This window comes from Flavobacterium lacus, assembly GCF_003268815.1.
GTDB lineage: Bacteria > Bacteroidota > Bacteroidia > Flavobacteriales > Flavobacteriaceae > Flavobacterium > Flavobacterium lacus.
This window is the reverse complement of the sequence record NZ_QLSV01000003.1, coordinates 171,691-196,184: the sequence shown is the minus strand read 5'-3', so window position 1 is coordinate 196,184 and position 24,494 is coordinate 171,691. Positions and strand designations below refer to the sequence as shown.

27 protein-coding genes are annotated in these 24,494 nt (G+C 33.7%); 5 read left to right on the top strand and 22 right to left on the bottom strand.

Annotated elements, in window-relative coordinates; all coding sequences use genetic code 11:
- The 4 genes from B0I10_RS03965 to B0I10_RS03950 all read right to left on the bottom strand — a co-directional run bounded on the left by B0I10_RS03965 (nucleotide 1) and on the right by B0I10_RS03950 (nucleotide 4,954).
- The gene (locus B0I10_RS03965) at nucleotides 1-1,455 is read right to left on the bottom strand and encodes a lipopolysaccharide biosynthesis protein (RefSeq protein ID WP_112085200.1); all 1,455 of its coding nucleotides are present in this window, start codon (nucleotides 1,453-1,455) and stop codon (nucleotides 1-3) included.
- A gap of 39 nt (nucleotides 1,456-1,494) precedes the next feature.
- Nucleotides 1,495-1,914, bottom strand: a complete 420-nt coding sequence (locus B0I10_RS03960) for a hypothetical protein (protein ID WP_112085199.1) — start codon at nucleotides 1,912-1,914, stop codon at nucleotides 1,495-1,497.
- On the bottom strand, nucleotides 1,914-2,342 hold the full coding sequence (locus B0I10_RS03955; protein ID WP_112085198.1) for a GNAT family N-acetyltransferase: 429 nt from the start codon (nucleotides 2,340-2,342) through the stop codon (nucleotides 1,914-1,916). The genes B0I10_RS03960 and B0I10_RS03955 overlap by 1 nt, the downstream gene beginning before the upstream one ends.
- A 269-nt stretch (nucleotides 2,343-2,611) precedes the next feature.
- Complete coding sequence (locus B0I10_RS03950) at nucleotides 2,612-4,954, bottom strand: S9 family peptidase (RefSeq protein WP_112085197.1); 2,343 nt, start codon at nucleotides 4,952-4,954, stop codon at nucleotides 2,612-2,614.
- Nucleotides 4,955-5,225: 271 nt separating this feature from the next.
- Between B0I10_RS03950 and B0I10_RS03945 the strand changes: the two genes are divergently transcribed.
- The gene (locus B0I10_RS03945; RefSeq protein ID WP_112085196.1) at nucleotides 5,226-6,035 is read left to right on the top strand and encodes a toxin-antitoxin system YwqK family antitoxin; all 810 of its coding nucleotides are present in this window, start codon (nucleotides 5,226-5,228) and stop codon (nucleotides 6,033-6,035) included.
- Between the two features lie 90 nt (nucleotides 6,036-6,125).
- On the opposite strand, the gene atpG is transcribed toward B0I10_RS03945, so the two are convergent.
- The 15 genes from atpG to B0I10_RS03870 form a co-directional block, all read right to left on the bottom strand.
- Nucleotides 6,126-6,983: an ATP synthase F1 subunit gamma gene (gene atpG, locus B0I10_RS03940; protein WP_112085195.1), complete on the bottom strand. Its 858-nt coding sequence runs from the start codon at nucleotides 6,981-6,983 to the stop codon at nucleotides 6,126-6,128.
- A 72-nt stretch (nucleotides 6,984-7,055) separates the two neighbouring features.
- Nucleotides 7,056-8,633: a F0F1 ATP synthase subunit alpha gene (gene atpA, locus B0I10_RS03935; protein ID WP_112085194.1), complete on the bottom strand. Its 1,578-nt coding sequence runs from the start codon at nucleotides 8,631-8,633 to the stop codon at nucleotides 7,056-7,058.
- Between the two features lie 23 nt (nucleotides 8,634-8,656).
- Nucleotides 8,657-9,190 carry an ATP synthase F1 subunit delta gene (atpH, locus tag B0I10_RS03930; protein WP_112085193.1) on the bottom strand — a complete coding sequence of 178 codons (534 nt, stop codon included), beginning with the start codon at nucleotides 9,188-9,190 and terminating at the stop codon, nucleotides 8,657-8,659.
- Nucleotides 9,190-9,681, bottom strand: a complete 492-nt coding sequence (locus B0I10_RS03925; protein ID WP_112085192.1) for a F0F1 ATP synthase subunit B — start codon at nucleotides 9,679-9,681, stop codon at nucleotides 9,190-9,192. The genes atpH and B0I10_RS03925 overlap by 1 nt, the downstream gene beginning before the upstream one ends.
- Nucleotides 9,682-9,765: 84 nt before the next feature.
- Nucleotides 9,766-9,969 (bottom strand): ATP synthase F0 subunit C, encoded by a 204-nt coding sequence (gene atpE / locus B0I10_RS03920; RefSeq protein ID WP_112085191.1) that lies wholly within the window; start codon nucleotides 9,967-9,969, stop codon nucleotides 9,766-9,768.
- A gap of 41 nt (nucleotides 9,970-10,010) precedes the next feature.
- Nucleotides 10,011-11,093, bottom strand: coding sequence for a F0F1 ATP synthase subunit A (atpB, locus tag B0I10_RS03915; RefSeq protein WP_112085190.1), 1,083 nt, complete (start codon nucleotides 11,091-11,093; stop codon nucleotides 10,011-10,013).
- Nucleotides 11,094-11,226: 133 nt separating this feature from the next.
- Nucleotides 11,227-11,613, bottom strand: a complete 387-nt coding sequence (locus B0I10_RS03910; protein WP_112085189.1) for a hypothetical protein — start codon at nucleotides 11,611-11,613, stop codon at nucleotides 11,227-11,229.
- On the bottom strand, nucleotides 11,613-11,792 hold the full coding sequence (locus tag B0I10_RS03905) for an AtpZ/AtpI family protein (protein ID WP_317047176.1): 180 nt from the start codon (nucleotides 11,790-11,792) through the stop codon (nucleotides 11,613-11,615). The genes B0I10_RS03910 and B0I10_RS03905 overlap by 1 nt, the downstream gene beginning before the upstream one ends.
- A gap of 16 nt (nucleotides 11,793-11,808) precedes the next feature.
- Entirely contained in the window at nucleotides 11,809-12,216 is a 408-nt protein-coding gene (locus B0I10_RS03900; RefSeq protein WP_112085187.1) for a bactofilin family protein, read from the bottom strand.
- Between the two features lie 2 nt (nucleotides 12,217-12,218).
- Nucleotides 12,219-15,068: a type IX secretion system periplasmic lipoprotein PorW/SprE gene (porW, locus tag B0I10_RS03895; protein WP_245942947.1), complete on the bottom strand. Its 2,850-nt coding sequence runs from the start codon at nucleotides 15,066-15,068 to the stop codon at nucleotides 12,219-12,221.
- Between the two features lie 162 nt (nucleotides 15,069-15,230).
- A complete protein-coding gene (locus tag B0I10_RS03890) occupies nucleotides 15,231-15,926 on the bottom strand; it encodes an ABC transporter ATP-binding protein (RefSeq protein WP_112085185.1) in 696 nt (231 codons plus the stop codon).
- A gap of 35 nt (nucleotides 15,927-15,961) precedes the next feature.
- Nucleotides 15,962-17,434 carry a DUF5687 family protein gene (locus B0I10_RS03885; RefSeq protein ID WP_112085184.1) on the bottom strand — a complete coding sequence of 491 codons (1,473 nt, stop codon included), beginning with the start codon at nucleotides 17,432-17,434 and terminating at the stop codon, nucleotides 15,962-15,964.
- A 75-nt stretch (nucleotides 17,435-17,509) separates the two neighbouring features.
- Nucleotides 17,510-18,208 carry a hypothetical protein gene (locus B0I10_RS03880; protein ID WP_112085183.1) on the bottom strand — a complete coding sequence of 233 codons (699 nt, stop codon included), beginning with the start codon at nucleotides 18,206-18,208 and terminating at the stop codon, nucleotides 17,510-17,512.
- A gap of 2 nt (nucleotides 18,209-18,210) precedes the next feature.
- Complete coding sequence (locus tag B0I10_RS03875; RefSeq protein ID WP_112085182.1) at nucleotides 18,211-18,843, bottom strand: hypothetical protein; 633 nt, start codon at nucleotides 18,841-18,843, stop codon at nucleotides 18,211-18,213.
- Between the two features lies 1 nt (nucleotide 18,844).
- Complete coding sequence (locus tag B0I10_RS03870) at nucleotides 18,845-19,180, bottom strand: PadR family transcriptional regulator (protein ID WP_112085181.1); 336 nt, start codon at nucleotides 19,178-19,180, stop codon at nucleotides 18,845-18,847.
- Between the two features lie 125 nt (nucleotides 19,181-19,305).
- Here B0I10_RS03870 and B0I10_RS03865 point away from each other — a divergent pair, with 125 nt between their 5' ends.
- Both B0I10_RS03865 and B0I10_RS03860 read left to right on the top strand, forming a co-directional pair.
- Nucleotides 19,306-20,358, top strand: a complete 1,053-nt coding sequence (locus tag B0I10_RS03865; protein WP_112085180.1) for a ferredoxin--NADP reductase — start codon at nucleotides 19,306-19,308, stop codon at nucleotides 20,356-20,358.
- 84 nt (nucleotides 20,359-20,442) lie between these two features.
- A complete protein-coding gene (locus B0I10_RS03860) occupies nucleotides 20,443-20,751 on the top strand; it encodes a hypothetical protein (protein WP_112085179.1) in 309 nt (102 codons plus the stop codon).
- A gap of 61 nt (nucleotides 20,752-20,812) precedes the next feature.
- Here B0I10_RS03860 and B0I10_RS03855 read toward each other — a convergent pair whose 3' ends face one another.
- Together B0I10_RS03855 and B0I10_RS03850 are read right to left on the bottom strand one after the other, a co-directional pair.
- The gene (locus tag B0I10_RS03855) at nucleotides 20,813-21,811 is read right to left on the bottom strand and encodes a glycosyltransferase family 9 protein (RefSeq protein WP_112085178.1); all 999 of its coding nucleotides are present in this window, start codon (nucleotides 21,809-21,811) and stop codon (nucleotides 20,813-20,815) included.
- Nucleotides 21,812-21,953: 142 nt separating this feature from the next.
- The gene (locus tag B0I10_RS03850) at nucleotides 21,954-22,559 is read right to left on the bottom strand and encodes a DUF4254 domain-containing protein (protein WP_112085177.1); all 606 of its coding nucleotides are present in this window, start codon (nucleotides 22,557-22,559) and stop codon (nucleotides 21,954-21,956) included.
- A gap of 69 nt (nucleotides 22,560-22,628) precedes the next feature.
- On the opposite strand from B0I10_RS03850, the gene upp reads away from it, so the two are divergent.
- Entirely contained in the window at nucleotides 22,629-23,282 is a 654-nt protein-coding gene (gene upp / locus B0I10_RS03845; RefSeq protein WP_112085176.1) for a uracil phosphoribosyltransferase, read from the top strand.
- On the opposite strand, the gene B0I10_RS03840 is transcribed toward upp, so the two are convergent.
- The gene (locus tag B0I10_RS03840; protein WP_112085175.1) at nucleotides 23,277-24,206 is read right to left on the bottom strand and encodes a hypothetical protein; all 930 of its coding nucleotides are present in this window, start codon (nucleotides 24,204-24,206) and stop codon (nucleotides 23,277-23,279) included. The two genes, upp and B0I10_RS03840, sit on opposite strands and share 6 nt — an antisense overlap.
- A gap of 46 nt (nucleotides 24,207-24,252) precedes the next feature.
- Between B0I10_RS03840 and B0I10_RS03835 the strand changes: the two genes are divergently transcribed.
- Complete coding sequence (locus B0I10_RS03835) at nucleotides 24,253-24,483, top strand: DUF6341 family protein (RefSeq protein ID WP_112085174.1); 231 nt, start codon at nucleotides 24,253-24,255, stop codon at nucleotides 24,481-24,483.
- The last annotated feature ends 11 nt before the right edge of the window (nucleotides 24,484-24,494 follow it).

The window sequence follows — 24,494 nt, the reverse complement described above, 5'->3', positions numbered from 1 at the left end:
TTATGGTGATTTTTTTAATATTCGTAAAAGTGTATTTTTCTCATTTCGATAAACAAAATAAATTAAAACAAGTAAGAATCCAATACCAACAAAGTAGTTTTCTCTGAAGCCGTAAAAATACACGAAAGAAAACAGGATGGAAAGTCCGAGATAACCACCAATTTTATTTTTATCATAGGGAATTGGATAATGACGATTTCCGAGATAATAGGAAATGGCCATCATACTGCCATACGCCGCAATGGTTGCAATCGCAGAACCCATATAGCTGAATTTTTCTATTAACAAAAAGTTAATTGTTAGTGTAATAATTGCTCCAACAATTGAAATGTATGCTCCCATTTTTGTTCGATCAGTCAATTTATACCAAACGGAAAGGTTGGTGTAAATTCCTAAAAAGAAATTCGCTAACACAATCAACGGAACGACTTTCATTGCCGACCAATACGTTTCATTCGGAATCAAAAATAATTTTAAAATATCGGCAAATACAATGACCGTTAATGAAATTAATGAACCAAAAATCACAAAATATTTGGTGACATCGGCATAGGTTTGCGGAGCGTTTTCGTTTTTAGCATAGCTAAAGAAAAATGGTTCAATTCCTAATGAATACGCTGTTCTGAAAAGCACCATGAACAAACCGATTTTGTAACAAGCGGAATAAGCACCAATTTCAGCTTTACTTACATTGAACCAATCGAGTAAAATTTTATCAAAATGCTCGTTGATGGAAAAAGCCAATCCGGCAATTAAAATCGGGAAACCGTAACGAAGCATTTTCTTCCACAATTGAGCATCAAAATGCCATTGAATATGAAAATAATTAGGCGAAAGAACAATCAAGGTTAATAAACTCGCAATAATATTCGCAACAAAAATATAACCGATTTGAAAGTTTTCTACATACAAACTGGCTAAAAAACTATTCGGATTGGCTGCCGCAATTTTAGGCAAATACAATAAAAAGAAAACGTTCAAACCTAGGTTGATAGCGACATTTCCTATTTTAATAATGGCATAAACAATTGAGCGTTGATAGGCTCTAAGTTTTGAAAACGGAATGATTACTAATGCATCCAATACCAAAATCCAAATGGTATACGTTATATATTCTACATCAATTCCTGAAAGATTGGCTAATGTATTTCGAAATAAAAGTGAACCAATTAAGAATACAATTGTTGTCCAAAAAATAGAAATTGTCGATGTTCCGATGACGGCTCGTTTATCGTCGTGCGAATTGTAAAATCGGAAAAAAGAGGTTTCCATTCCGTAAGCCAAAATCACATTAAATAACACCAACCATGAAAAAATAATTGAAACTTCGCCGTATTCACCGGGGTTCAGTATATCTGTGTAAAGCGGAACCAGCAAAAAACTCAACATTCTGGGAAGCACAGTGGCTAACCCATAAATGGCGGTTTGTTTAAAAAGTGATTTGTAGAGTCCCAAAGCGGTTGTTGAATTTATTTTGCAATCAAGCAAAATTAACTATTTATTTGATTTTTCGGTCACGTTAGTGAATTTGTAGTGCTTTATTTTGCCGTTTTGTGTGAATTCTAAAACGGCTTCGGTGGAATTTAATTGAAATCGTTGTTTTTGAGGAATTGGTGGTTGATTTCCGTATTCATTTTCCGGATTTGCATCAAGAATTAAATCCGATTTCATAAAAACAGCTTTTGCTTTTTGACTCGAAACCATTTTAGTTACTTCCGTCTGGTTTCTGAAATAGAGTTTTTCAAGTTTGATATCTTCTGAAATGGATTGTTGAAATTCAATGACAAAATGGGTTTGATTTCCTTTTATTTGATAAAAATATTCAGAAATTGGAATGGGAAATTGGGTTTGGAAGGTTTCTTTTGAAGCACATCCCGACAAAATTAATACAACTATAATTGAAAAAATTTTCATTAATTCTCCTCTAAAAATTTTACAAAATGAAATCCTTTTGGCACAAAACCGTGATTAAAATAGAATTTATGAGCCGGGAAATTATTCGTATAAGCATCTAAAGCAACCACTTTACATCCCAAATCGATGGCTTTTTGATTTAAATATTCGGTCAATAATTTACCAACTCCTTTGGAACGATGATTGGGATGAACAATCACATTATCTAATTCTAAATATTTTCCGCACCATAATTTAGTTCCTACCCAAAAACCGGAAAGTCCAACGGCTATTTCGTTTTCAAAAGCAACTAATTGTTTGTAGTTGTTGGGTAGCATTTCGTCTAACAAATCACCGTAAATTTGTTCGGTAAATTCAGGATACAATTGCTGAATTAAAGGCAATTGTTGAAGCATTTCTGCTTTGGTTGTGATTTCTTTTAGTTGCATTTCTATTTCATTCCGTATTAAATGACCGCAAATTCGCGAATTTTACTTTTTTTACATTTTCCTATTTGAATAGCATTAATTTGCGAATTTGCGGTTAATTTTATTTAATTCATATTTTATAACAATTCATTAAACAAATTCAAAATCTGAATCTATTTTTTAGCAACGAATTTCACGAATTAACACAAATTATTCTTTTTAAATCTATTTTATTGCCGCTGATTCGCTGATTATACGTCAATAATAGTCAATCTATTAACGGCTAACATTTAATCCTTCTTCAATAACGTTTCATTAAACAAATTCAAAATTCGAGTGTATTCATCTACCCACGAATAGGTTTCTTTAAATCCATGTGATTCTACCGGGTAAACCGCCAAATCCCAGTCTTTTTTTCCTAATTCAATAAATCGTTGCGATAAGCGAACAACATCTTGAAATTGCACGTTACTATCCACCATTCCGTGCATCATCAGCAATTGATCTTGCAATTTATCGGCAAAATAAATCGGTGAACTTTTTTGATAGGCTTTTGGATCGGTTTCAGGAAAATTCAAAATATTCCCCGTGTAACCGTGATTATAATGTGCCCAATCTGTCACCGAACGCAAGGCTGCTCCAGATTTGAATTCACCTGGCTGAGTGAGTAACGCCATTAATGTGATAAAACCGCCATAGGAACCGCCGTAAATGCCAACTCGGCTTGCATCAATTCCTTTTTGTGAAACAAAAAATTGTTTTCCGTCTAAATGATCTTCCAAATCCAATCCGCCCATGTGACGGTAAATTCCGGTTCGAACATTACGACCATAGCCATCACTACCACGATAATCGATATCTAAAACAGTATAACCCAAATCGGTTAGCAAATTGTGAAACATATATTCACGGTGATAGCTACTCCAGAAATTATGAGCATTTTGCAAATAACCTGCTCCGTGCACAAAAATGATCGCTGCTTTGTTTTTATTTTCTGGTTTTGGTTCATAAATTCTGGCATAAACATCCGCTCCGTCTTTGGCTTTGAACGTAATCACTTCGGGTGATTTCCAAGGATAACTATCAAACGTTTTGTTCGTTGAAAAGGTAATTTGTTGTAAAGTCGTGTTCGGTTTGTTATCAGCAACATACAATTCCCAAGGTTTATTTTTAAAAGAATAGCGAACTAGCAAGGTTTTTTCGTCGGGAGAAATTTCTACTTCGTGAGCTCCTTCTTTGGTTAGAATCGGAATCATTTTTTGCGAAGCAATTTCCAATTTATAGAATTCTCGATTCCCCGGATGTGTTGTGTTGGTGGTAATATAAAATGATTTTCCATCATTTGAAAGTTTGACATTTCGAACTTCCCAATTGCCTTTGGTGAGTTGGGTTTTTTGTTTTGTTTTTAAATTCATCACATACAAATGTGAAAAACCACTGGCTTCCGATTGAAAATAAATGGTTTGATTATCTTTTAAAAAGTCCAAAGTTCCTCTGCCAAAAGCATATCCCGGAATTCCCGGACCGTCTATCCAAGCCGCGTCGTGTTGATGATCGAGTTCAGTGATGGTTGCCGAATTCAAATCCAATTGCACAATCCAGCGGTCTTTGTTGTCTTGACTTCGGATTTCTAAAACGGCTAAACTTCCATCTTCGTTAAAAATTGGAGCTTGCATGACGATGGCTTTTTCGGTTTTTTCGTTATCCTTTAAATTATCATACTCTTTGTAATATTCGGGGAATTCTGAAATTCCGCTCAATTTAGAAAAAGATACAAAAGAAACGGTATCTTTTTCGACAGAATAAATACCTAATTTGTGTTTGGAGAAATTTTCTATTGAAACTTTGGAACGAGCATTCGTGTTTTTGGTATAACCGTCTGCGGTAATGAATTGTTCTACTTTGGTAGGATTGGATGTGGGATAATCGGATTGCCTGAATGTGACAAACTTTCCATTGGGCGATGGTGTAAGTTGTTCCATCGACACTTTATCATAAAAAAATTCTTTTGGAAAAGCTTTTTCGTCTGATTCAGATTTGGATTTATTCCATTCTTTTTGAGCTTCTTGATCGTTTACAAATTGAAATAATTCTTTTTGTTGGTTGATTAAAAAGTTCTCTTTTTCTTTCTTTTCCGATTCTTTTCCTTGTTTGAAATTGGTGAGTTGAATCATCGAAAAATCAGTCAAATTCAATTGCAAAATGTTATTGTTTTGTTGAAAAAATATCAGCTTTGGATTATTACTACGTTGCGCATTTGAAATTCGCCCCGATGAAACAATTACTTTTTTATGGGCTTTTGTTTTTTTATTATACGAAAACAAATTGCCATTTAGCGTATAATACACTTCATTAAATTGTCTTTGGTCTTCAAAATTTTCTTCCGTAAAGGAAATTTCCTTTTGGAGCAATTCAGGCGATTTCATTCCTTTTTTCCAGACGTACGTGCTGTTTCCTTTTTCGTTTTTCGGATTCCAATCAAAATATATCGTAGAGCCATCAATAGACCAACGGTGATTTTCGGGTTGATATCCAATAAATTCATCCCCTTTCATAATTTCGGGCAATGATAATGTTTGAGAGAAAATGGTTTGGAAAAGTAAAAAAGCAAAAACGGAAGCGTAATAGTTCATCTTTAAAAAATTAGATTCTCAAAGATATAAAATAAAAAAGTCACGCTATTCACGTGACTTTCTTAAATGTATGTTATTTTGATTATCCTTTCAATGCTTCTGCACCACCAAAGAAAACGAATTAATCTGATTGGAGGTTATCTCGTTTTTTTTATTTTCATACCATTAGACTTTTATACTGCCTTCCATCACAACTCTAACTCTCTAGTTTTTATACCTAAATAATTTTGTAATTTTGTTAAATTACGCACTACTATTTAAAAAAATATAAATGAACAAATTAAATCTTATATCAATTTTTTTAATAATTATACTTTCTTCTTGCCAAAATAGGGAAGTTGAGTATTATGAAAATGGAAAAATAAAAAAATCTTACGAACAAAAAGATAATAAGTTTAATGGCCAATATAAAGAATTTTATGAAAACGGAAATATTAAGCTAATACATATATATGAAAATGGGATATTAAAAGACTCCTCTGTTTTTTATAACGAAGGAGAAACCATACATCAAATAACGCATTATTTAAAAAAGGACACAACCTATGTCAAAATATTTCAAAATGAAAAACTTAGTTCAGAGGGTAAGTATTTTCAAAACATGAAAATAGATAAATGGAAGTATTATGATAAACATGAAAAATTAGAAAAAGTGTTTGAGTATATTACTATTTGTGGTAAACATTATTCTAATCAAGGTTGGTATTTTACTAGTGAAGGAGATACATTGATAGATAAAGGAAACTTCATCAAATATACCAACCTTAAAAGAAATTTAAAACCGAAGGAAATTTTGCATTTTCAAATGTTATATAAATCAATTTTACCTGAAAATTCCAAGTCATTTGTTTGTTTAAGTTCGAAAATTCAAGATAATTTCTGTAATATCAATGAAGTAAAATTAGATACAATACATCCTCAAAATAATTCGTTTGATGTTTTAGTAAGTTTTTCAAAAAAAGGGAATAAAAATTTAAGAGGATTTATTACTGAATACCAAATTGAAGGGTACATCAGTAAAGATTCTTTTCGTTATGCAGAAAGAAAAGTTTATTTTGATATACCTTTACTAGTGGAATAGTCTTTTAAATGAATGATTATATTACTTAAATCCATCCCACAAAAAAAGCCGCCCGAAAGACAGCTTTAATTTGTATTAAAATTTTTATTATTATCCTTTCAACGCTTCCGCTCCACCAACAATCTCTAAAATTTCATTGGTAATCGCTGCTTGACGGGCTTTGTTGTAGGTTAATTTCAATTGATTTCTCAATTCGGTTGCGTTATCGGTTGCTTTGTGCATTGCGGTCATTCGAGCTCCGTGTTCGGAAGCAAATGAATCGCGGATTGCTTTGTATAATTGTGTTTTTAATGATTTCGGAATCAACGTTAACACAATTTCTTCTTTCGATGGTTCAAAAATATAATCCGAACTTGCTACAGCAGCACCCACAACAGGAGCTAACGGTAAAAATTGTTCTGTTTGCACGATTTGTGTCGCAGCATTTTTGAATTGGTTATATACAATTTCGATTTTATCGTAATCGCCGGAAATAAACTTTTCTGTTAATAATTCAGATATTGATGCTACATTTTCAAACGTTAATGCATCAAAAACTTCATTTTTATTAGCAATGACAGAACAGGTTTTTCCTAATACATCATTTCCTTTTTTACCAATGGCAAAAACATCTACTTGTTTTCCAACATAGAAATCAGCTAACACTTTTACTTGTTTAATCACATTGGTATTAAAAGCACCGCACAAACCTCTGTTGGAGGTGATGGCCACAATTAAAACCTTTTTTACCTCACGTTGCGTAGTATATTCTCCACCAACTTCGCCTTCCATAGAAGCACTTAAACTTTGTAAAATTTCGGTTAATTTTTCGGCATAAGGTCGCATTGCTGTTATGGCGTCTTGAGCCTTTTTCAACTTTGCAGCAGAAACCATCTTCATCGCCGATGTGATTTGCATCGTGGATGAAACGGAAGTAATTCTATTACGGATTTCCTTTAAATTTGCCATTGTAAATAGTTGTAAGTTATAAGTTGTAAGTTGTACGTTTTGAAACCTACAACTTACAACATAGAACAAATATTAATTATATTTCGCTGAAACTTCTTTTGCTGCCCGGTCTAAAACATCCGTAATATCATCTGAGAATTTACCGGCTTTTAGAGCGTTTAATGTATCTCTGTGTTTGTTGTTCAAGTATTCCAAGTAATCTCTTTCGAACTCTTTTACTTTAACAACCGGAACATTTCTTAACAAGTTTTTAGAACCGGCATAGATAATTGCAACTTGATCTTCTACTGTATAAGGATCGTTTACGGCTTGTTTTAAGATTTCAACATTTCTTCTTCCTTTTTCAATTACGTTTAATGTAACCGCATCTAAATCTGAACCAAATTTAGCAAACGCCTCCAATTCACGGAATTGAGCTTGATCCAATTTCAATGTACCAGATACTTTTTTCATTGATTTAATCTGAGCATTACCTCCAACACGTGATACCGAAATACCTACGTTAATTGCCGGACGAACCCCTGAGTTAAACAAATCACCATCTAAGAAAATCTGACCATCTGTAATCGAAATTACGTTGGTTGGAATATACGCAGAAACGTCACCCGCTTGTGTCTCAATGATTGGTAAAGCAGTTAACGAACCTCCACCTCTTACGATTGGACGTAAAGAATCTGGTAAGTCATTCATATCTTTAGCAATATCGTCATCAGCAATAATTTTTGCTGCTCTTTCTAATAATCTTGAGTGAAGGTAGAAAACGTCTCCAGGATAAGCCTCACGTCCCGGTGGTCTTCTTAATAAAAGAGAAACCTCACGGTAAGCAACTGCTTGTTTAGACAAATCGTCATAGATAATTAAAGCCGGACGACCTGAATCACGGAAATATTCTCCGATAGCTGCTCCGGCAAATGGAGCATATACTTGCATTGGTGCAGGATCTGAAGCGTTTGCTGCCACGATAACCGTGTAAGCCATTGCTCCTTTGTCTTCTAATGTTTTAGCAATTCCTGCAACCGTTGACGCTTTTTGTCCAATGGCTACATAGATACAAAACACAGGTTGACCTGCATCATAAAATTCTTTTTGATTTAAAATGGTATCGATACAAACGGTCGTTTTACCAGTTTGACGGTCACCAATAACCAACTCACGTTGGCCTCTTCCTACCGGAATCATCGCATCAATCGATTTGATTCCTGTTTGCAACGGTTCAGTTACCGGTTGACGGAAAATTACTCCTGGAGCTTTTCTTTCCAATGGCATTTCGTAAAGATCTCCGCCGATTGGTCCTTTCCCATCAATTGGAAAACCTAACGTATCCACCACACGACCTACCATTTGCTCACCTACTTTTAGGGAAGCGATACGTTGTGTTCTTTTTACGGTAGAACCTTCTTTAATACCTGTTGAAGGTCCTAACAATACTACCCCAACATTGTCTTCTTCCAAGTTTAATACGATTGCTTCCAATCCGTTGTCGAATTGTACTAACTCTCCATATTGAGCATTTGATAAGCCGTAAACACGAGCAATACCATCACCCACTTGAAGTACTGTTCCTACTTCTTCTAACGATGCACCTGATTCAAAACCAGATAATTGTTTTTTTAATATTGCTGAAATTTCAGCAGGTTTAATTTCCGCCATTGTTCTATATCTTTATTGGAATATTAATTACTTAATTCTCTTTTTAATTGTTGCAATCTGTTTGCCACAGAAGCATTGTATTGTTGATCGCCAATTCTCAAAATAAATCCTCCTATGATGGCTGGATCTACTGTGTTGATTAACGTGATTTTCTTATTTGAAAACTCTTTTATTTTTGCTAAAACTTTTGCTTCTAAGTCCGAAGTGATTGGGAAAGCAGTAGTTACTTTTGCTACTTCGATTCCGTTTAACACATCGTGTTGAGCATTATATTGCTCTGCAATTTCTCCTAAAATCTCGAAACGTTTGTTTTCTTTAAGCAATAAAAATAATCCTCTGGTATCGTTTTGAACGGATGCAAAAATTTCAGACAAGGCATCGTATTTTGCTCCCGGTTTTACAACAGGACTAACTAAAAAAAGCTTTAATTCCTCATTAGAATTTACCGTTTCGTTAATCAATTTCATATCTTGATTCACTGCATCGGCTCTTCCGTTGGAAACAGCATTTTCTATAATTGCTTTGGCATATCTAATCGCTGCTCTTGACATACGGATTAATTTAATTTAGCATCACCTAGCAGTTGAACAACCAATTTGGTTTGAGCTTCTGTGTTGGCTAATTCGCTTTTTAATACTTTTTCTGCAATCTCAATTGACAACGTAGAAACCTGGTTTTTCAATTCGGCCATCGCTGCATTTTTCTCGCTTTCAATTGCTGATTTTGCTTGAGCAATCATTTTCTCTCCTTGAGCTTGAGCTTCCGACTTTGCATCGTTAATCATTTTTTCTTTGATTTCACGCGCTTCTTTCATCATGGCATCTCTTTCTGCTCTGGCTTCGGCTAATAAACGCTCATTGGAAGCAGTCAAGTTTTGCATTTCTAATTTTGCTGTTTCAGCAGCAGCTAGTGCATTGTTGATTGATTCTTCTCTGCTTTTTACGGCTCCTAAAATAGGCTTCCAAGCAAACTTTTTCATTAAGAAAAAGAAAACCACAAAGATGATCGTTGTCCAAAAAATTAAACTTTCCGGTGAAGTTAAGTTCATGTTTTATATAGATTAAAATTGTTTTACTTTTTTAGAAACAGTTTCGCAACCAACCGTTGCGAAACGTGTTCTTTTGAAAATTTGTTATGCTTTAGCAATTAAAGCAACAACTACTGCGAAAAGTGCAACACCCTCAATAAGAGCAGCAGCAATAATCATAGCAGTTTGAATTTTTCCAGCAGCTTCTGGTTGTCTTGCCATAGCGTCCATAGCAGATCCACCAATTTTTCCAATACCGATTCCTGCTCCAATAACAGCTAATCCAGCACCGATTCCAGCTAATACCATAATGTTAAATTTATATAGTTAATAATTAAAAAAACTCAATTTTAGTGGTGGTCGTGCTCTTCTACAGCTTGACCGATAAACAAGGCAGATAACAAGGTAAATACATACGCTTGAAGAGCCGCAACCAACATTTCTAAAACACTCATAAACAATACAAACGCTCCAGATACCGGAGAAATCCATGCGGTTTTGAAAATATAGATTAATGAAATTAAACTCAATATAATAATGTGTCCTGCTGTAATGTTAGCAAAAAGACGAATCATCAAGGCAAAAGGTTTTGTAAACATTCCGATAATCTCTACCGGCCACATAATCGGGTATAGTGCTTTTGGAACCGGCGGAGCAAAAATGTGTCCCCAATAGTTTTTGTTAGCACTAAATGTAGTGATTAAAAAGGTAATGAATGCTAAAACAAAAGTGAAATAAATATTTCCGGTTAAGTTAGAACTAAACGGGAAGAAAGGAATTAATCCGATTAAGTTGTTAATCCAAATAAAGAAAAAGATGGTTAACAAATACGGCATATATTTCGCATAATTTTTGTGTCCAATGTTTGGAATAGCGATATCATCTCTTACGAATAACACCAATGGTTCTAGGAAACCGGCTAATCCTTTTGGAGCCATTTTATTTTTGTTGTATGAACGAGCAACTGCCGTGAATAATAATAATAAAATGATAACCGACATTAACATGGAAAAAACCAATTTGGTAATCGAAAAGTTCAACGGTCTTGCTGCAAAATTTAATCCGCTTTTGTCTGCTTCGTCTGTAATTTCGGCATACTTATCGGCATAATAAATTACTTCTTTATAGCGAACGAATTTTTCTCCATCCATTTCAACTACCTCTTTCCCCTCGTTATCGTGGTCAAATTTTTTAGAAGAAAACACTTTTAATCCGTTTTCTGTCCATAAAATAACCGGCAAATAAAATGTAATTGGATGACCATTCCAATCGGCAATATGAAATTCGTGTGAATCACCAATATGCGAATTGATTAAGTCTGTGGCATTAAACTCTTTATCCTCTGAATGTGATCCTCCTGCAAAACCGGAAATCGGCAACAGTGTTATTAATAAAACCGCAATGAACTGAATGGTACTTTTTGCTATTCTCATTTTTAAAATTTAGCAGAATTTAATGTCGTTAAAATTTCGTGCAAAGGTACATATTTTATTAATAAACGAAAATATATCAACACAATTTTTAAATAAAGGTTTGAAAGAAGCTTATTTTTTGTGGATTACTCAATCAATTCGTGTTTAATAGCTTGACAGAATGAATGGTTTCAAACAATAAAAAAAGAAAAAAGGGAATAAAAAAAGCTCCGACATCGGGAATTTTATCGTCAAAATTCGATTGAATCAGTGGTAAAAGAAAAACAACGGATGCCATCATCTTTAAAATTCCGGTAGCAAGAAAGGTGTAGCCGGTTTTGTCAAAAAAGGTGATATTGACAAAAACCAAAAAAATATACATTAAAAAAGTTAGAATAAAATGAAAAGTATAAATGCTGTAAACCGAATAATAAAAAGGCGTTTCTGTAAATAGAAAGCGAGTAACCAGCAATTGAGCAACAAATAAAAGGATAGAAAAAGGTATAAATTGTTTGATAAAAGGCAAAAGTTTTTCTTTCATTAAGGTTCATTGTTAAGATTTTTCACTTGTTGAATAACATTATATAACGCTATAAAAACCGCCAACAATGAAAAAATAATGGTGTAAAGTGCGTTTTCGTTTTGTTGTTTTTCGTCAAGCCAATTACCAAAATAAACCCCGGCAAAAATAATCACACCCATTTGAAAAGGAATGTTCATTAGAACCAACCATTTATTAAGCGGTTTTTTCTTCGGTTCCGGATTCATTTTGGGTGGGTAATGTTTTCACGTTGGGTTTCATCACGCAGGAAGCACTGAATTCTGCTCCAGGTTCTACGGCCAATTTGCCGCAAATTACTTCGCCATGAATAATTGCTTTTGATTTCAAGCTTAAAATTTCGGAAACTTGAATTTTACCTTCAAATTTCCCTTCGATATCGGCATTTTTGCATACAATGTCACCTTTAACCATTCCCGTAGGACCAACGACAATTTTTCCTTTGGAGTGAAAATTTCCGATTAAATGTCCGTCCAATCTAAAATCCGCTGATGTTGTGATATCACCTTTTATAATTGTTCCTTCCACAATTCTGTTGGTTTTTCCGAGTAAGTCTGTATAAGATTTTGAATCTTTTTTAAACATAATTATCCTTTTTTGGGTCGCACATCATCGGAAGGTGGCATGATGGCCGATCTAGCTTCTGGTGTGCTGTTTCTATTTTCTCTCGCATTACTTTTGGGTTGTGTTTGCGGATCATTTCCCGAGGGGGGCTGCATGCTTCCTTTGCTTTGTTGCGGGGGCAATTTTGGGTTTTGTGTTGGAATAACAACTTGTTGTCGTTCTTGTTGTTGTTTCGCTCTCTTGGGTTTAGCCGTATAAGGTGGTGGAACAACCCGCAAACTTGGATCAAGGTATTCTTCCAAATTCTTTTTCATCTGAACAATTTTGTAATTTTCAGAGGAGATAACGATGGCTTGTTCAGTAATTTTATATTCTTTAAATTCCTTTAAAATTGAAACAACGCCTTTAGCATATTCTTCATCACGCAATCCATGAATAACAAAGAAATTTTTATCCATTGTATACAAATCAATTGAAGTGGTTAGTTGCGATTGGTTTCTTTCTTTAATGAATTTCGTAATTTTTTCAATCAGTGTTTTTACTTTTTTATCATCTAAATTATCGGCATAATAAAGAACTTTATGACTGGTTGGTTCGGCTTGATCGAAATATAAACTTTCTAGATACGGAATGTTATCATACCACAACTCCTCGGCATCTTTCCCTTCGTCTGAATTGGGATAGGTTAATGCTACATAATTAAGTGCTTTCTTATATTCTGCCAATCCTTTAATTTTGGCTACAATTTTTGATTTTAGCAATTCTAATTTTGGCATAATTTCTTCGCCGGTAAATTTTTCTATGGCAAAGTCTGTGTTGGCATAGACTTGACGGTATTCTCCTTTTTCATACGATTTATAGAGATTTTTATAAACAATTTCCGGGTCATCAATTAAACTTTCTGCCGAAGTTCCTGCTTTTGAAAGAATTTGAGCATACCTAGAATCCGGGAACTGCGAAATAATTTTGTCTTTCATTGCCAATGCTTTGGCTGGATTGGTGATTTCGTAGATTTTAAACAAATTGTACATCGTTGGCAAAACCAAACGCTCTTCGGGTTTGTTTCTCAATAAAATTTCTAAACGATCTGAAGCTAATTGGTATTCTTTGAATTTTTCTTTATAAATCACACCCAATTGATAATAGGCAAAGTTTCTTTCTTTGGCAATACTATCCAGTTCGATTTTTCCGGATGGTAACTGCGAAATATAAAAATCCGGGGAATATTTTGGATCGGCTTCTTTGGCAGCAACAATATCTTCTTCTTTTTGGTCTTCGAGCTCTTCTTTTTTAGATTGTGAAAATCTACTGGAGGACAATCGCCAATTGCCATCAGAATTTCTTTTTCCCCAAGTTTTCACGAATTCTCTTTTCCCAAAATCTACTGTTGATTGGTTGTAGAAATAAAATTTAGAATCGCCTGAAAATCCGCCTCCTGGTGTTGGCATCGCTGGATTGCCAATACTACTTCGATTACTTATAGAAAGGTCTTTTGAATTTTGAAGATTAGAAGCTGCAATTTCGGCTCTTTCTGCTTCAACTTTGGCTAATTTTTCAGCCTCTTCTTCTTTCTTTTTAAGTTTAGTGATGTAATCTTCATAAAAGGCAACTTTATCTTCTCTAGAGAGTGACGTAACATTAAGAATACTATCATTCCTCTGAGCAATTCCTTCATACTTAATTACGTCTTCTAAATTATCTCTTTTCTTTTTGAATGCATTAAACTCACGGGTTCTTGGTTTAAGCAAAGCCAACGTACTATCATAATAATGTCCGGCGGTTTGGTATTTGGCTTTATAGAAATAGATTTCACCTAAATTTCTATAATTTGAAGCCAATAAATAACTGTCTAATGATTGTGCTTTAAGTGATTTGTTATAATTTTTTACTGCATTATCCGGTTGTTTCAAACGTTCATAAACCAACGCTTTTTGATGGTATAAAACATCAAGGTAGGGTCGGTTTTCTCTGTCTTCGAGTAGTTTTTTAAATCGTTCAAAAAGGACAATCGTATCGCCTTTTACCACATCATACTGCTGAATTTGCTTGGTGTGAGCTTGAATGGTATACCGTTTAGGCGATTTTCTTTTCATAGCAATCACCGATTGATAATAGGCAAAAGCACTATCCTTTTCTTCAATCGATTCAAATAATTGTCCTAAAATGAATTTATATCGAGCTTCTTCTTCGTCTTTTTTAGTGAATTTTGTAGCTAATTTTAATTTAGAAATGGCACTGTCTTTTTGCTCTAAATTCAGATATGCTTGTGCTAATGTAGCATTGGCATCTGCAAAAATTTGGTCTTTAAACTTTATTTCTTTTAACAGCTTAGTAAGATTATTTACTGCTAACGCATCATTTTCAAGACGAACATTGGTTTTTTCTCGCCAAATTTTAGCTTCATAAATTTTATCACTCGCCGGGCTTTTATACAAAATGTAATTGAACGCTTCTAATGCCGGAATAAACCGCTGGTCATAGTACCTTGATTTCCCTAGAAGTAAATGAGCCTCGTCCATTTGTGGATTTTTTTCGCTTCCGCCAATGAGCATCGATCGTTTTTGAATGGCTTTGGTTGCCTTTTCTTCTGCTTTTTCAAAATTGGCATTTTTTGCTTTTTGTCCTGGTAAGATGGCTTCTTCGGCTGTTTGCATGCGTTCAATGGGAAGCACCTCCCAAAAATTGTCGTTATAAGTGTCTCGTACTTCTATTAAACCCGCCTGAAGAGCTAACTCGCCGTTAAATAAAACATTGGATTCTGTGTTAAGAGCCTGAAAATTACGGTTGATAAACTTATCCTTTTTAGTGGAACAAGCCAGCAAAACGGTAATGGCAATAAAGAAAATAAAATATTTTAGCGTAATGGATTTCAAAATAAAAACGTTTAAAGGCATAACTAAAAACTAGTGCTTTTAGTATGTAGCAAGGGTAAAAATACGCTTCTTTTTGAAATAGAGAAAAATATTGTGCTTTTTTTGCAAGGAAACATCATTTCACGAAAAAATTAACGTGAAATGATGTCTTATTTTATTCATTTAGGCAGCAAAAAATGCTTCTAATTCTTTCAAAGTTTCTGATGACGGAACTAAATCCAGCACCACTTCACCTTTTTGTAAGGCTACAATTCTGTTAGAAACCTCAACGGTATGTTGCAAATCGTGACTGGAAACTAAGATGGTTACATTTGAATCATCAGCCAATTCTTTGATGATTTTTTTCAAACGGATTTGCGTAGTTGGATCTAAATTCGCAAACGGCTCATCTAAAATAATCACTTCCGGTTCGCCAATTAAAGCCGCAACAATACCCACTTTTTTGGAATTACCTTTTGATAAATCGCGTAAATATTTTTTATTTTTCAAGATTTCTCCGTTGAAAAAGTCTTCATATTTCACTAAAAAACTATCCACGTCGGCTTTGTTCCATCCGCGAAGTTCGCCAATAAAATAGAAGTATTCTTCCGGTGTTAAATAACCAATGAGGAAACTTTCATCGATAAATGCAGAAGTGAATGGTTTCCATTTTTCGCTCTGGCTAATTTGAATCGAGTTACTTGTAATCATTCCTGTTGAAGGCTGAATCAAATCTAGTAACAAACTAAAAAAAGTGGTTTTTCCTGCTCCGTTATTTCCCACTAGTCCAAAACTTTGACCTTTTGGAATATCTAAATTAGTTATGTTTAAAACAGTGGTTCCGTTGTATGTTTTGGTAAGATTTTTTACTTGTATCATGATTATATGGTTATAGGTGATTGGTAATGGGTTGGTTAGTTTTTTTGTTTGTATGCGGCAATGGTTTCGTATTTCTGTGTTTTGTAGATGTTTTCAATCCAATTGAACACTTTTGATTTAAAAGCAAATCCTAAAATTCCGGCTAAAGCGATAAATCCAAGTCCGACTACTTCATCAAAAAACAAAATTCCTAAATAATATAATCCCAACGGAACAAGAATTTGCGGAATAACTAACAATAACGTTTTAAAATTGAAGGCTTTTTTATCGCCAAATGCGTTTTTATTACTCATTAAATCGATGGGTGTTTTGGTAAAAGCTCCTGCTAACAAAACGATATAAGCATTAATTCCGATGTTGTAAACGGCTGTTACCAAAATTAATAAGTACGATTGCCATCCAAAATAAAGGTAAAAACTGGCACAAACGGCTGCGATTAAAGTCACGATAACCATCAACCACCATTTTGAACTTAAATATTCACGGTATTGAATGTTTTGACTCATCATCAAATTGTAATACGAACTATCCCAACTGGGTACAAACTGTCCGAAGCTGAACATAAATCCGCCGGTGACAAAAATTCCACCAAACACTTGCCAAACCGGACCGTCATAGACTTCAACTGCTCCTGAACCGAACAAAAGTCCGTAGAAAAGAAACAAAACACTCATAATGATGACCGATTTTGCTCTTTTATTTCGGGTAATTAGACGAATATCATTTTTAAGAAATGTTCCTAACGTTCCAAATTGATCAAGCCATTCGAAGTTTTGCGTTTTGGCAATATCGTGCGTGGTTGATAATCCGGCATCGAGGTATAAGTTGCTTTTGAAGAAATTGTGTACGATTTTATAAACCAAAATTAAAGTCGAAATTGGTACAATTACCATCCAAGCATAATCATACAATCCTTTGAAAAACAATACGGTATAGTTCGTTGCATCAAACAAACCGTAGTATTGTAATGCTCCTAAAGCAATGAAAATGACGGCAACAGCGTAAAAAACAACGTCTTTTTTATCAATCAAAATGTTTAAAAAATTGATGATTAATACCATTGCAATCATTCCAATCAACCAAGTGATTACACCCAAGACATCAAATCCTTCTTTTAATAAAACCACTGAAAGCGGAATAAAGAAAAAGAGATGCATGATGTTAAAAAAAGACAACGCCGATTTTCCTAATGTATAATTAACAATCGTATCCTTTTTGATATTGATGTACAACAACGGTCGGATATTCATAACCGGTGTTTTTTGCAGAAAAAATCGAAAAATCAAATCGAATGCGAAATAATAAAGGATGAATTTATTTATCAATTGAAAAGGTTCCGATTCGGTGACGTCTTCAATTATGTAATAGGAAAAGGCTCCCAAAGCGGAGAAATATACTATAAAACTAAAAGCTCCAAAAATCATTAAAATTTTTATGGCCAAATTGGCTTGAAACGAAGCGGCTCTAAAAAATGATTTCCATTCGAGTGAGAGAAAACGTTTTATCATAAGTGGGTTGGTTTGGTGGTTATTTTTCTACTTTGGTTTGAATGTTTGACTACACTTTTAACGTTTTGTTACATTTTAATTTGAAAAAGCATATTCAGGATACGTTTGTTTGAGATATTCTTCGGCTTTGGAGGGGATGATTTTTACCACGACGTAAGATCCTAAAAAAACAGCAACAAGAAACAAACTAATCCCAAAAAGAATATAATCGTTAGGGATTCCGTTTCCGTGATTTGAAAAAATATTAATCATGTGGATTGGGAATGCAAAAACTGCTGAAAAAGAGCCATATCCATAAATAATTTCTTCAAACATCCATTTCTTTCCGGTTTGATTTTTTCTCTTTTTCATTTTTCGCTTTTCATAAACTAAGGCAGCTATCAACAAAACAAACCAAAGAATCATTCCAATTCCCATAAGTTCATAAAAGAAAATGTATTTAAAAAAATAAAATAAGCCAACCACTAATGAAATAGTAATAATAAGTTTTGGAATGGTAAAAAATTCTTTAAAATGTTTCCAAATTAATAAATGATATTTTTTACTTAAAGCCGATTGCCTCTTTTCTACCACATCCATAAACCCAAAAACACCAAACTTTTTGAATTCTTTTTGCAAGGCTTCTTCAAAAGATAATTTTGGATTTTCTTTCCATTCTTCTTCAATTGCATTAGAAAGATGATCGACCAATTCGGTTTGCAAATCGTAGTGTTCTACAAAATGTTCGCGGGTAAAGCGGTAGAGTCTTTGAATTTGCTCGTCTGATAATTTCATGTTTATAAATTAATTACTCGGTTTTTAAATTGCATATGTTTTAAGAAACTATAAATTGCAATTGGAAAATAAGTAACAACCATTGCCTTGAAGAGTATAGTCGTAATTCCTGAGTTGTAATAAAACATCATATCAAAACACCAAAACATTATTGCCATTTTGTAGATTCGATTAAATTCATAAGAATAGCTCGTTTGATAATTGCTCCTAAATGTAAAATAACGCAAAACAGACAAGAGTAAGGACAAACTTGTACTTACTATGAATAATAGTTTGCTCGTGTTTTCGTTTTCGAATTCATTCTTAAAAATAAATTGTAAAACAAAAAAAACAATCATAACCGGAAGAATAATACTATTATAAATCAAGTAACGCTTTTTAATTCCACTTATAACTATAGCCGGAAAACTGTCTTTATTACTTATCCAAATACTACTTTTTAAAATTAAACTTGGCTCCCATTCTTTCAATACTTTTGGCAAAGCATCTTCAAAATTGATATTTTGTTTTTCACATAAATCTTCTACTTGCGATGCAATATGATCTTTAATCTCTAGTTTATAATCTAAAAAATCAAGCTTTCGTTGTTCAAGGTATCGATCTATTAAATCTAAATTTTCTTTTGTTGCTTTCATCTTAATAACTCAATTTAGGATTCACAATATTTTGCATATTCTTGATAAATTCTTCCAATTCAGCCAATCGGTTCACGGTTTCTTTGTTGCCTTTTTCAGTAAGTTTATAGTATTTCCGCAAGCGATTATCTACCTTTTCTACTTCCACTTCTAGCAAACCTTCCGCTTCCAGTTTGTGTAAAGCGGGATACAAAGCACCTTCGGTAATGTTTAATTCGCCTAACGTGATGGCTTTTACTTTCTGCGTAATTTCATAACCATACATGCGGCCTTTTTCCTCTAAAAGCTTCATAATTATTGTGTTAAGACTTCCTTTGTATAGTGATGAATTTTTCATTTGTTGCTAATTTGAAACACAAATATACATAACTTTCTTATACATAAAACTCTTATGTATAAATTTTTAAAAAATATGCTGTTTTCAAAAACTGTGGTTTATTACCTTTGTAAAAAAATTAATCCATGTCAACTTTCTATAAATTAGCGGTCAAAGAAATCACTCGTGAAACACCGGAAGCCGTTTCTGTTCTATTTCAAGTTCCGGCCGAACTTCAAGCCAACTATCGTTTTGTGGCCGGACAATACATCAACTTAAAGCTCACTTTAGACGGAAATGAAATTCGTCGTGCTTACTCTATTTGTTCTACACCGGAAAGTCGTGAATTGCGAATTGCCATTAAATCAATCAAAAATGGATACTTTTCTAAGTTTGCGAATGAGCAATTAACGGTTGGAAAAGTGTTGGAAGTTGGAACTCCCGAAGGGAAATTCACATTTGAACCAGATCCTAAACGATTGAAAAATTATGCTGCTTTTGTGGCGGGAAGCGGAATTACGCCGGTAATGTCGATTTTGCAAACCGTTTTAGAAAAAGAACCAGACAGTTCTTTTGTGCTGGTTTATGGAAATAAATCGAGTAATGAAACGATTTTTTACAACCAATTGCACGATTTGCAGTTGAAATATGTGGGCAGATTTTTTGTTCATTATGTTTTTAGTCAGCAAAAAGCCGATGATCAATTATTTGGAAGAATTGAAAAATCAACGGTGAATTTTGTCTTGAAAAACAAGCATAAAGAAAAAGAATTTGATAAATTCTATCTATGCGGACCGGAAGAAATGATTAACACTGTGAGTAATGTTTTGAAAGAAAACAATGTTAAGGAAAAAGATATTAAATTTGAATTATTTACTGCTTCTTCAACTGAAAATCAAGTACAAAAATCATTAGAAGGTCACACAAAAATCACGGTTTTGGTAGATGGCGATGAAACTTCTTTTGAAATGTCGCAAAAGCAAACCTTATTGGAAGCAGCGTTAAAACAAGGTTTAGATGCTCCGTATTCTTGTCAAGGCGGAATTTGCAGCAGCTGTATCGCTCGAATTTCTAAAGGTACTGCCGAAATGAAAAAAAATACCATTTTAACCGATGGTGAAATTGCCGAAGGATTGATTTTAACTTGCCAAGCTCATCCGACTTCGAGTGAAATTTTTGTGGATTATGATGATGTTTAACGGTTGCGAGTTGAAAGGTTGCGAGTTGCGAGTTAAGGTTTAAATTTTGACTTTTGAAATTGCTATTGATTTTTGTAATTGATTATGAAAAACAAACTGGAAATATTTAAAAAAGCTCAAGACCTTTTGGATGAACCGGAAGTGCAAGAGCTTTTGGAGTATTGCGACCGTTTGGAAGATGAATTAGTGGATTTCAAATTTGAAAAAACCAACAACAAAGAATTAATAATGCTCGATATGATTCGCGAAGTAATTAAAGGTTGTAATGCGATGGAAAAAGAACAGCTGGAACACGAACGATTTGGTTATGAAGCTCCAAATTATGCCGACGCGATTTCAAATCTAAAAACCTATATTTTAGAGATTTGCAAAGACAATAAGATCTATTTATAATAAAAACCATTAAGTAATTAAGGTTCATTAAGACTACAACACCTTAATGAACCTTAATTACTTAATGGTTTAAAATAAAATAAATTTTTTTTACAATACTTTCAACCGATATGCTTCGCATCACATCGTCATAACCATCCACTTTTTTATTTCCATAGATGGAAGTTGGTAAAAGCGGATATTTCTCTCTATCAGCAGTTATACAATTTTCCAACGGTTGATTGAAAGGTGAAAATCCGGCAAACGGATGTGTAGCTCCCCAAAGTGTGATGACTTTCACGCCTAGCATTGCTGCAATATGCGAATTTCCGGAATCCATAGAAAGCATAACATCTAAGTTAGAAATTACTTCTAATTCTTGATTAAATTTCAATTTTCCGGCTAAGACGATTACGTTTGAATGATTGTTTTGAAGTTGATTTAATTTTTGAATTTCTTCGTTTCCACCACCAAAAAGAAAAATTTTGATTGAAGTGTTTTTAGCCAATTCATCAATCACTTTTTGCATTAAATCTAAAGGATAAACTTTACTCTGATATTGAGCAAAAGGTGCAATTCCGACCCAATTTTGAGTTTTATTTCCGGTTATTTTCAGAATTTCATTTGACAAAATTGCTATAGTTGGAAATTGAGGATTAGCTAAATCAACTGAAAATCCAAGTTTTTCAAAGGTTTCTACATGTCGCTCCACCATTGGTTTTACGGGTTTAAAAACTTTGTTTGTCAAACTCGTTAAGGCTTTCTTTTCTGCTCTTCCTTTGTCTGTAAACGCTACTTTTTTTCCACTTAAAGCGAATAAGGTTCGAACAACTTTTGAGCGTAAAACATTATGTAAATCGGCGACGGCATCAATTTCCAATTTTTTTAAATCGGAATATAATCGAAGTAATCCGAAAAATCCTTTGTGGCGTTTTTGAAGATCAACCGCAAAGAAATTGACATTTGGAATTCCGTCGAAAAACGGTTTAAAGAATGGTCTGGAAACAACGGTAATTTTTAGGTTTGGGTACTGTTGAATCAACGCTCTTAAAACCGGAACAATCATCGCCACATCGCCCATGGCTGAGAGACGGATGACGAGGATATGTTGTGGTTTGGGAGACAATGAATGATTTTTTAAAAATTAAAAACCATTAAGAAATTAAGGTTCATTAAGTTACAATGCTTAATTTTTCTTAATTCCTTAATGGTTCAAAAATAACTTACTTCTTATTCTGGTACAAAACCGGATTCAATTCTTCGTCATTGTACATTTTCATTTGTTTGTACACTTTCATGAATTTATCACCGCTTTCGATATCTTTCAACAATTGATCGATCGACGAAAACATATCGCTTTTTTGTTCCAATAAAATGTTTAATTTTTCTTGACATTTAGCTCTGTGTTCTGCGGAAGCTTGGATTCTAATAGCCTCTTCACTCATGTGATAAATTTTTAAAGCCAAAATTGAAAGTCGGTCAATTGCCCAAGCCGGACTTTCTGTGTTGATTTTTGCTTCCGGTTTTACTGAAACATGACCGTATTTTTGAAGAAAATAACTATCGATATATTCCACCATATCGGTGCGAACTTGATTGGAAGCATCGATTTTTCTTTTCAAAACCAAAGCAGCTACTGGATCAATTTGCGGGTCGCGAATGATATCTTCAAAATGCCATTGCACGGTATCCACCCAATTTTTTGCATATAATAAATGTTCTATTTTATCCTTTGGATACGGATTGCTAACGGGCTGATTTACATCATCATGAATGTGATAATCGGCTATACTTTGTTCAAAAACAGAAAAGGCTACTTGTGAAAACATACGATATAATTTTAAAACACAAATATACTTTTTATACCTTTATCAAACTAATTCAAAACTAAAACGTTTATGCATCTTCATTATATTTCGGAACAAAACAGTATTCTCAATCATTTTTTGGCACAAATTCGCGATGTTTCTGTGCAAAAAGACAGCATGCGATTCCGAAAAAACATTGAACGAATAGGCGAAATCATGGCGTATGAATTGAGTAAAACGCTTCCTTATGTTCCTATTGCAGTGCAAACGCCTCTTGGTATTAAAAACACTACCGAGTTAGAAGATCATGTGGTTTTGTGTTCCATTTTGAGAGCAGGTTTAGCTTTGCATACAGGCTTTATGAACATTTTTGACAATGCCGAAAACGGATTTGTATCGGCTTATCGTCATCATCCGAACAATGATGATTATTTTGATATTTTGGTCGAATACCAAGCGGCTCCTTCCTTTGAAAACAAAACCTTGATTTTAATTGATCCGATGTTAGCCACGGGTCAATCGATTGTGGCTGTTTTGAATAAATTACATTTGGAACAAAAACCAAAAGAAATTCATATTGCTGTGGTCATTGCTACTCCGGAAGGTATTGCTTATTTAGAAAAAAATCTTCCTGCCAATTGCCACTTGTGGGTTGCCGCTTTGGATGAAAAATTAAACGACAAAAACTACATTGTTCCCGGTTTGGGTGACGCAGGCGATTTGGCTTACGGTGTAAAATTATAGCTGAAAGATAAAAAGTAAAATCCCGCAGGCCAGAACAGATGCGGTTATAATTTCTTTTAAAACAGTATCCCTACTCATTTCTACAAAACCTGTTGCCAAAATGGAAAGTGGCATTAATCCAAAAAGGAGCAAAGCATTAGACTTTTCAGGAGAAATGATGTAAATCAGCACACTTATTAAAAAAATAAAAATCACTTTTTTATACGATGCCAACATGATTATTGGTCGTTTTGATAACGTGAAAATCATTGAAATTAGAAAAACTACAGAAAAAAGTGCAAACAAAACCAGTGCTGCATTACTTGCTGATTTTTCTAAATAGTAAAATTTAAAATCGGTTCCGGTTTGGTTCCACACCACATTTAGCCATTCTTTATCAATTAATAACGAAAAAAATATAAAAAGAATTCCCACCGTAAAAAAAGCGATAAAAGGTAGCACCCAATTTCGATAATCCCCGGAAACGTGAAAGATGATGGAAACAAAAACGATAAAAATGAATAAAATACTCCAAAAATGAAATAATGCGGCAATGAAAATCCATAACGAAGCATCAAATATTTTTTCTTTTGGCGTGAGCAATGATTTCATCGAAATTAATCTTCGCATGGCCAATAAAATGAAAAAAGAGGATAGTATCAATTTAAAATTATCAAACGCTGAAGGAATAAATAATAAAAAAGAAACAAAAAAAAGTACCGAAAAACTGTTGTCTTTACTTAATCCGTTTCGTTTTGTGATAAAATTTGTGACAAAAAGTGACGCAACTAAAAGTACTAAAATTACAACCTTTTGAGCCCCTTCAAACATAGAAGTAGAAGCGCTGGAAGTGTGAATTTGAAAGAGAGAATAACTCAAAACTAATAAAAAAGTAACTAAAACATAATTAAATGGTCTTGATTTACTAAAAATGCTTGCAATCATAAGGATATTTTATACTTTTGTGGTTGTAAATATAATACTTTATACCATGAAAGCATTTTTCGAAGGAATACAATATTTGTTTGTTGATTTACTTTTCGCTCCATTTGACGCTTTGAGAGGATTAGAATTATCTAGTTGGTTTGGTGCAAACACAATCAACTTTTTGTTTATGATTATTTGTTCTGCAGCCATCGTATATTGGATAAAACAATTAAAATTACACAAAGCAAACAACGAAGAAAACCAAGATACAACGGCTCATTCTTTTTTTAAATAGGAGTTAAGATT

Coding starts and splice junctions, on each gene's coding strand:
- B0I10_RS03960 (WP_112085199.1), bottom strand. CDS start 1,914: ATGAAAATTTTTTCAATTATAGTTGTATTAATTTTGTCGGGATGTGCT.
- B0I10_RS03955 (WP_112085198.1), bottom strand. CDS start 2,342: ATGCAACTAAAAGAAATCACAACCAAAGCAGAAATGCTTCAACAATTG.
- B0I10_RS03950 (WP_112085197.1), bottom strand. CDS start 4,954: ATGAACTATTACGCTTCCGTTTTTGCTTTTTTACTTTTCCAAACCATT.
- B0I10_RS03945 (WP_112085196.1), top strand. CDS start 5,226: ATGAACAAATTAAATCTTATATCAATTTTTTTAATAATTATACTTTCT.
- atpG (WP_112085195.1), bottom strand. CDS start 6,983: ATGGCAAATTTAAAGGAAATCCGTAATAGAATTACTTCCGTTTCATCC.
- atpA (WP_112085194.1), bottom strand. CDS start 8,633: ATGGCGGAAATTAAACCTGCTGAAATTTCAGCAATATTAAAAAAACAA.
- B0I10_RS03925 (WP_112085192.1), bottom strand. CDS start 9,681: ATGAACTTAACTTCACCGGAAAGTTTAATTTTTTGGACAACGATCATC.
- atpE (WP_112085191.1), bottom strand. CDS start 9,969: ATGGTATTAGCTGGAATCGGTGCTGGATTAGCTGTTATTGGAGCAGGA.
- atpB (WP_112085190.1), bottom strand. CDS start 11,093: ATGAGAATAGCAAAAAGTACCATTCAGTTCATTGCGGTTTTATTAATA.
- B0I10_RS03910 (WP_112085189.1), bottom strand. CDS start 11,613: ATGAAAGAAAAACTTTTGCCTTTTATCAAACAATTTATACCTTTTTCT.
- B0I10_RS03905 (WP_317047176.1), bottom strand. CDS start 11,792: ATGAACATTCCTTTTCAAATGGGTGTGATTATTTTTGCCGGGGTTTAT.
- B0I10_RS03900 (WP_112085187.1), bottom strand. CDS start 12,216: ATGTTTAAAAAAGATTCAAAATCTTATACAGACTTACTCGGAAAAACC.
- B0I10_RS03890 (WP_112085185.1), bottom strand. CDS start 15,926: ATGATACAAGTAAAAAATCTTACCAAAACATACAACGGAACCACTGTT.
- B0I10_RS03885 (WP_112085184.1), bottom strand. CDS start 17,434: ATGATAAAACGTTTTCTCTCACTCGAATGGAAATCATTTTTTAGAGCC.
- B0I10_RS03880 (WP_112085183.1), bottom strand. CDS start 18,208: ATGAAATTATCAGACGAGCAAATTCAAAGACTCTACCGCTTTACCCGC.
- B0I10_RS03875 (WP_112085182.1), bottom strand. CDS start 18,843: ATGAAAGCAACAAAAGAAAATTTAGATTTAATAGATCGATACCTTGAA.
- B0I10_RS03870 (WP_112085181.1), bottom strand. CDS start 19,180: ATGAAAAATTCATCACTATACAAAGGAAGTCTTAACACAATAATTATG.
- B0I10_RS03865 (WP_112085180.1), top strand. CDS start 19,306: ATGTCAACTTTCTATAAATTAGCGGTCAAAGAAATCACTCGTGAAACA.
- B0I10_RS03860 (WP_112085179.1), top strand. CDS start 20,443: ATGAAAAACAAACTGGAAATATTTAAAAAAGCTCAAGACCTTTTGGAT.
- B0I10_RS03855 (WP_112085178.1), bottom strand. CDS start 21,811: ATGGGCGATGTGGCGATGATTGTTCCGGTTTTAAGAGCGTTGATTCAA.
- B0I10_RS03850 (WP_112085177.1), bottom strand. CDS start 22,559: ATGTTTTCACAAGTAGCCTTTTCTGTTTTTGAACAAAGTATAGCCGAT.
- upp (WP_112085176.1), top strand. CDS start 22,629: ATGCATCTTCATTATATTTCGGAACAAAACAGTATTCTCAATCATTTT.
- B0I10_RS03840 (WP_112085175.1), bottom strand. CDS start 24,206: ATGATTGCAAGCATTTTTAGTAAATCAAGACCATTTAATTATGTTTTA.
- B0I10_RS03835 (WP_112085174.1), top strand. CDS start 24,253: ATGAAAGCATTTTTCGAAGGAATACAATATTTGTTTGTTGATTTACTT.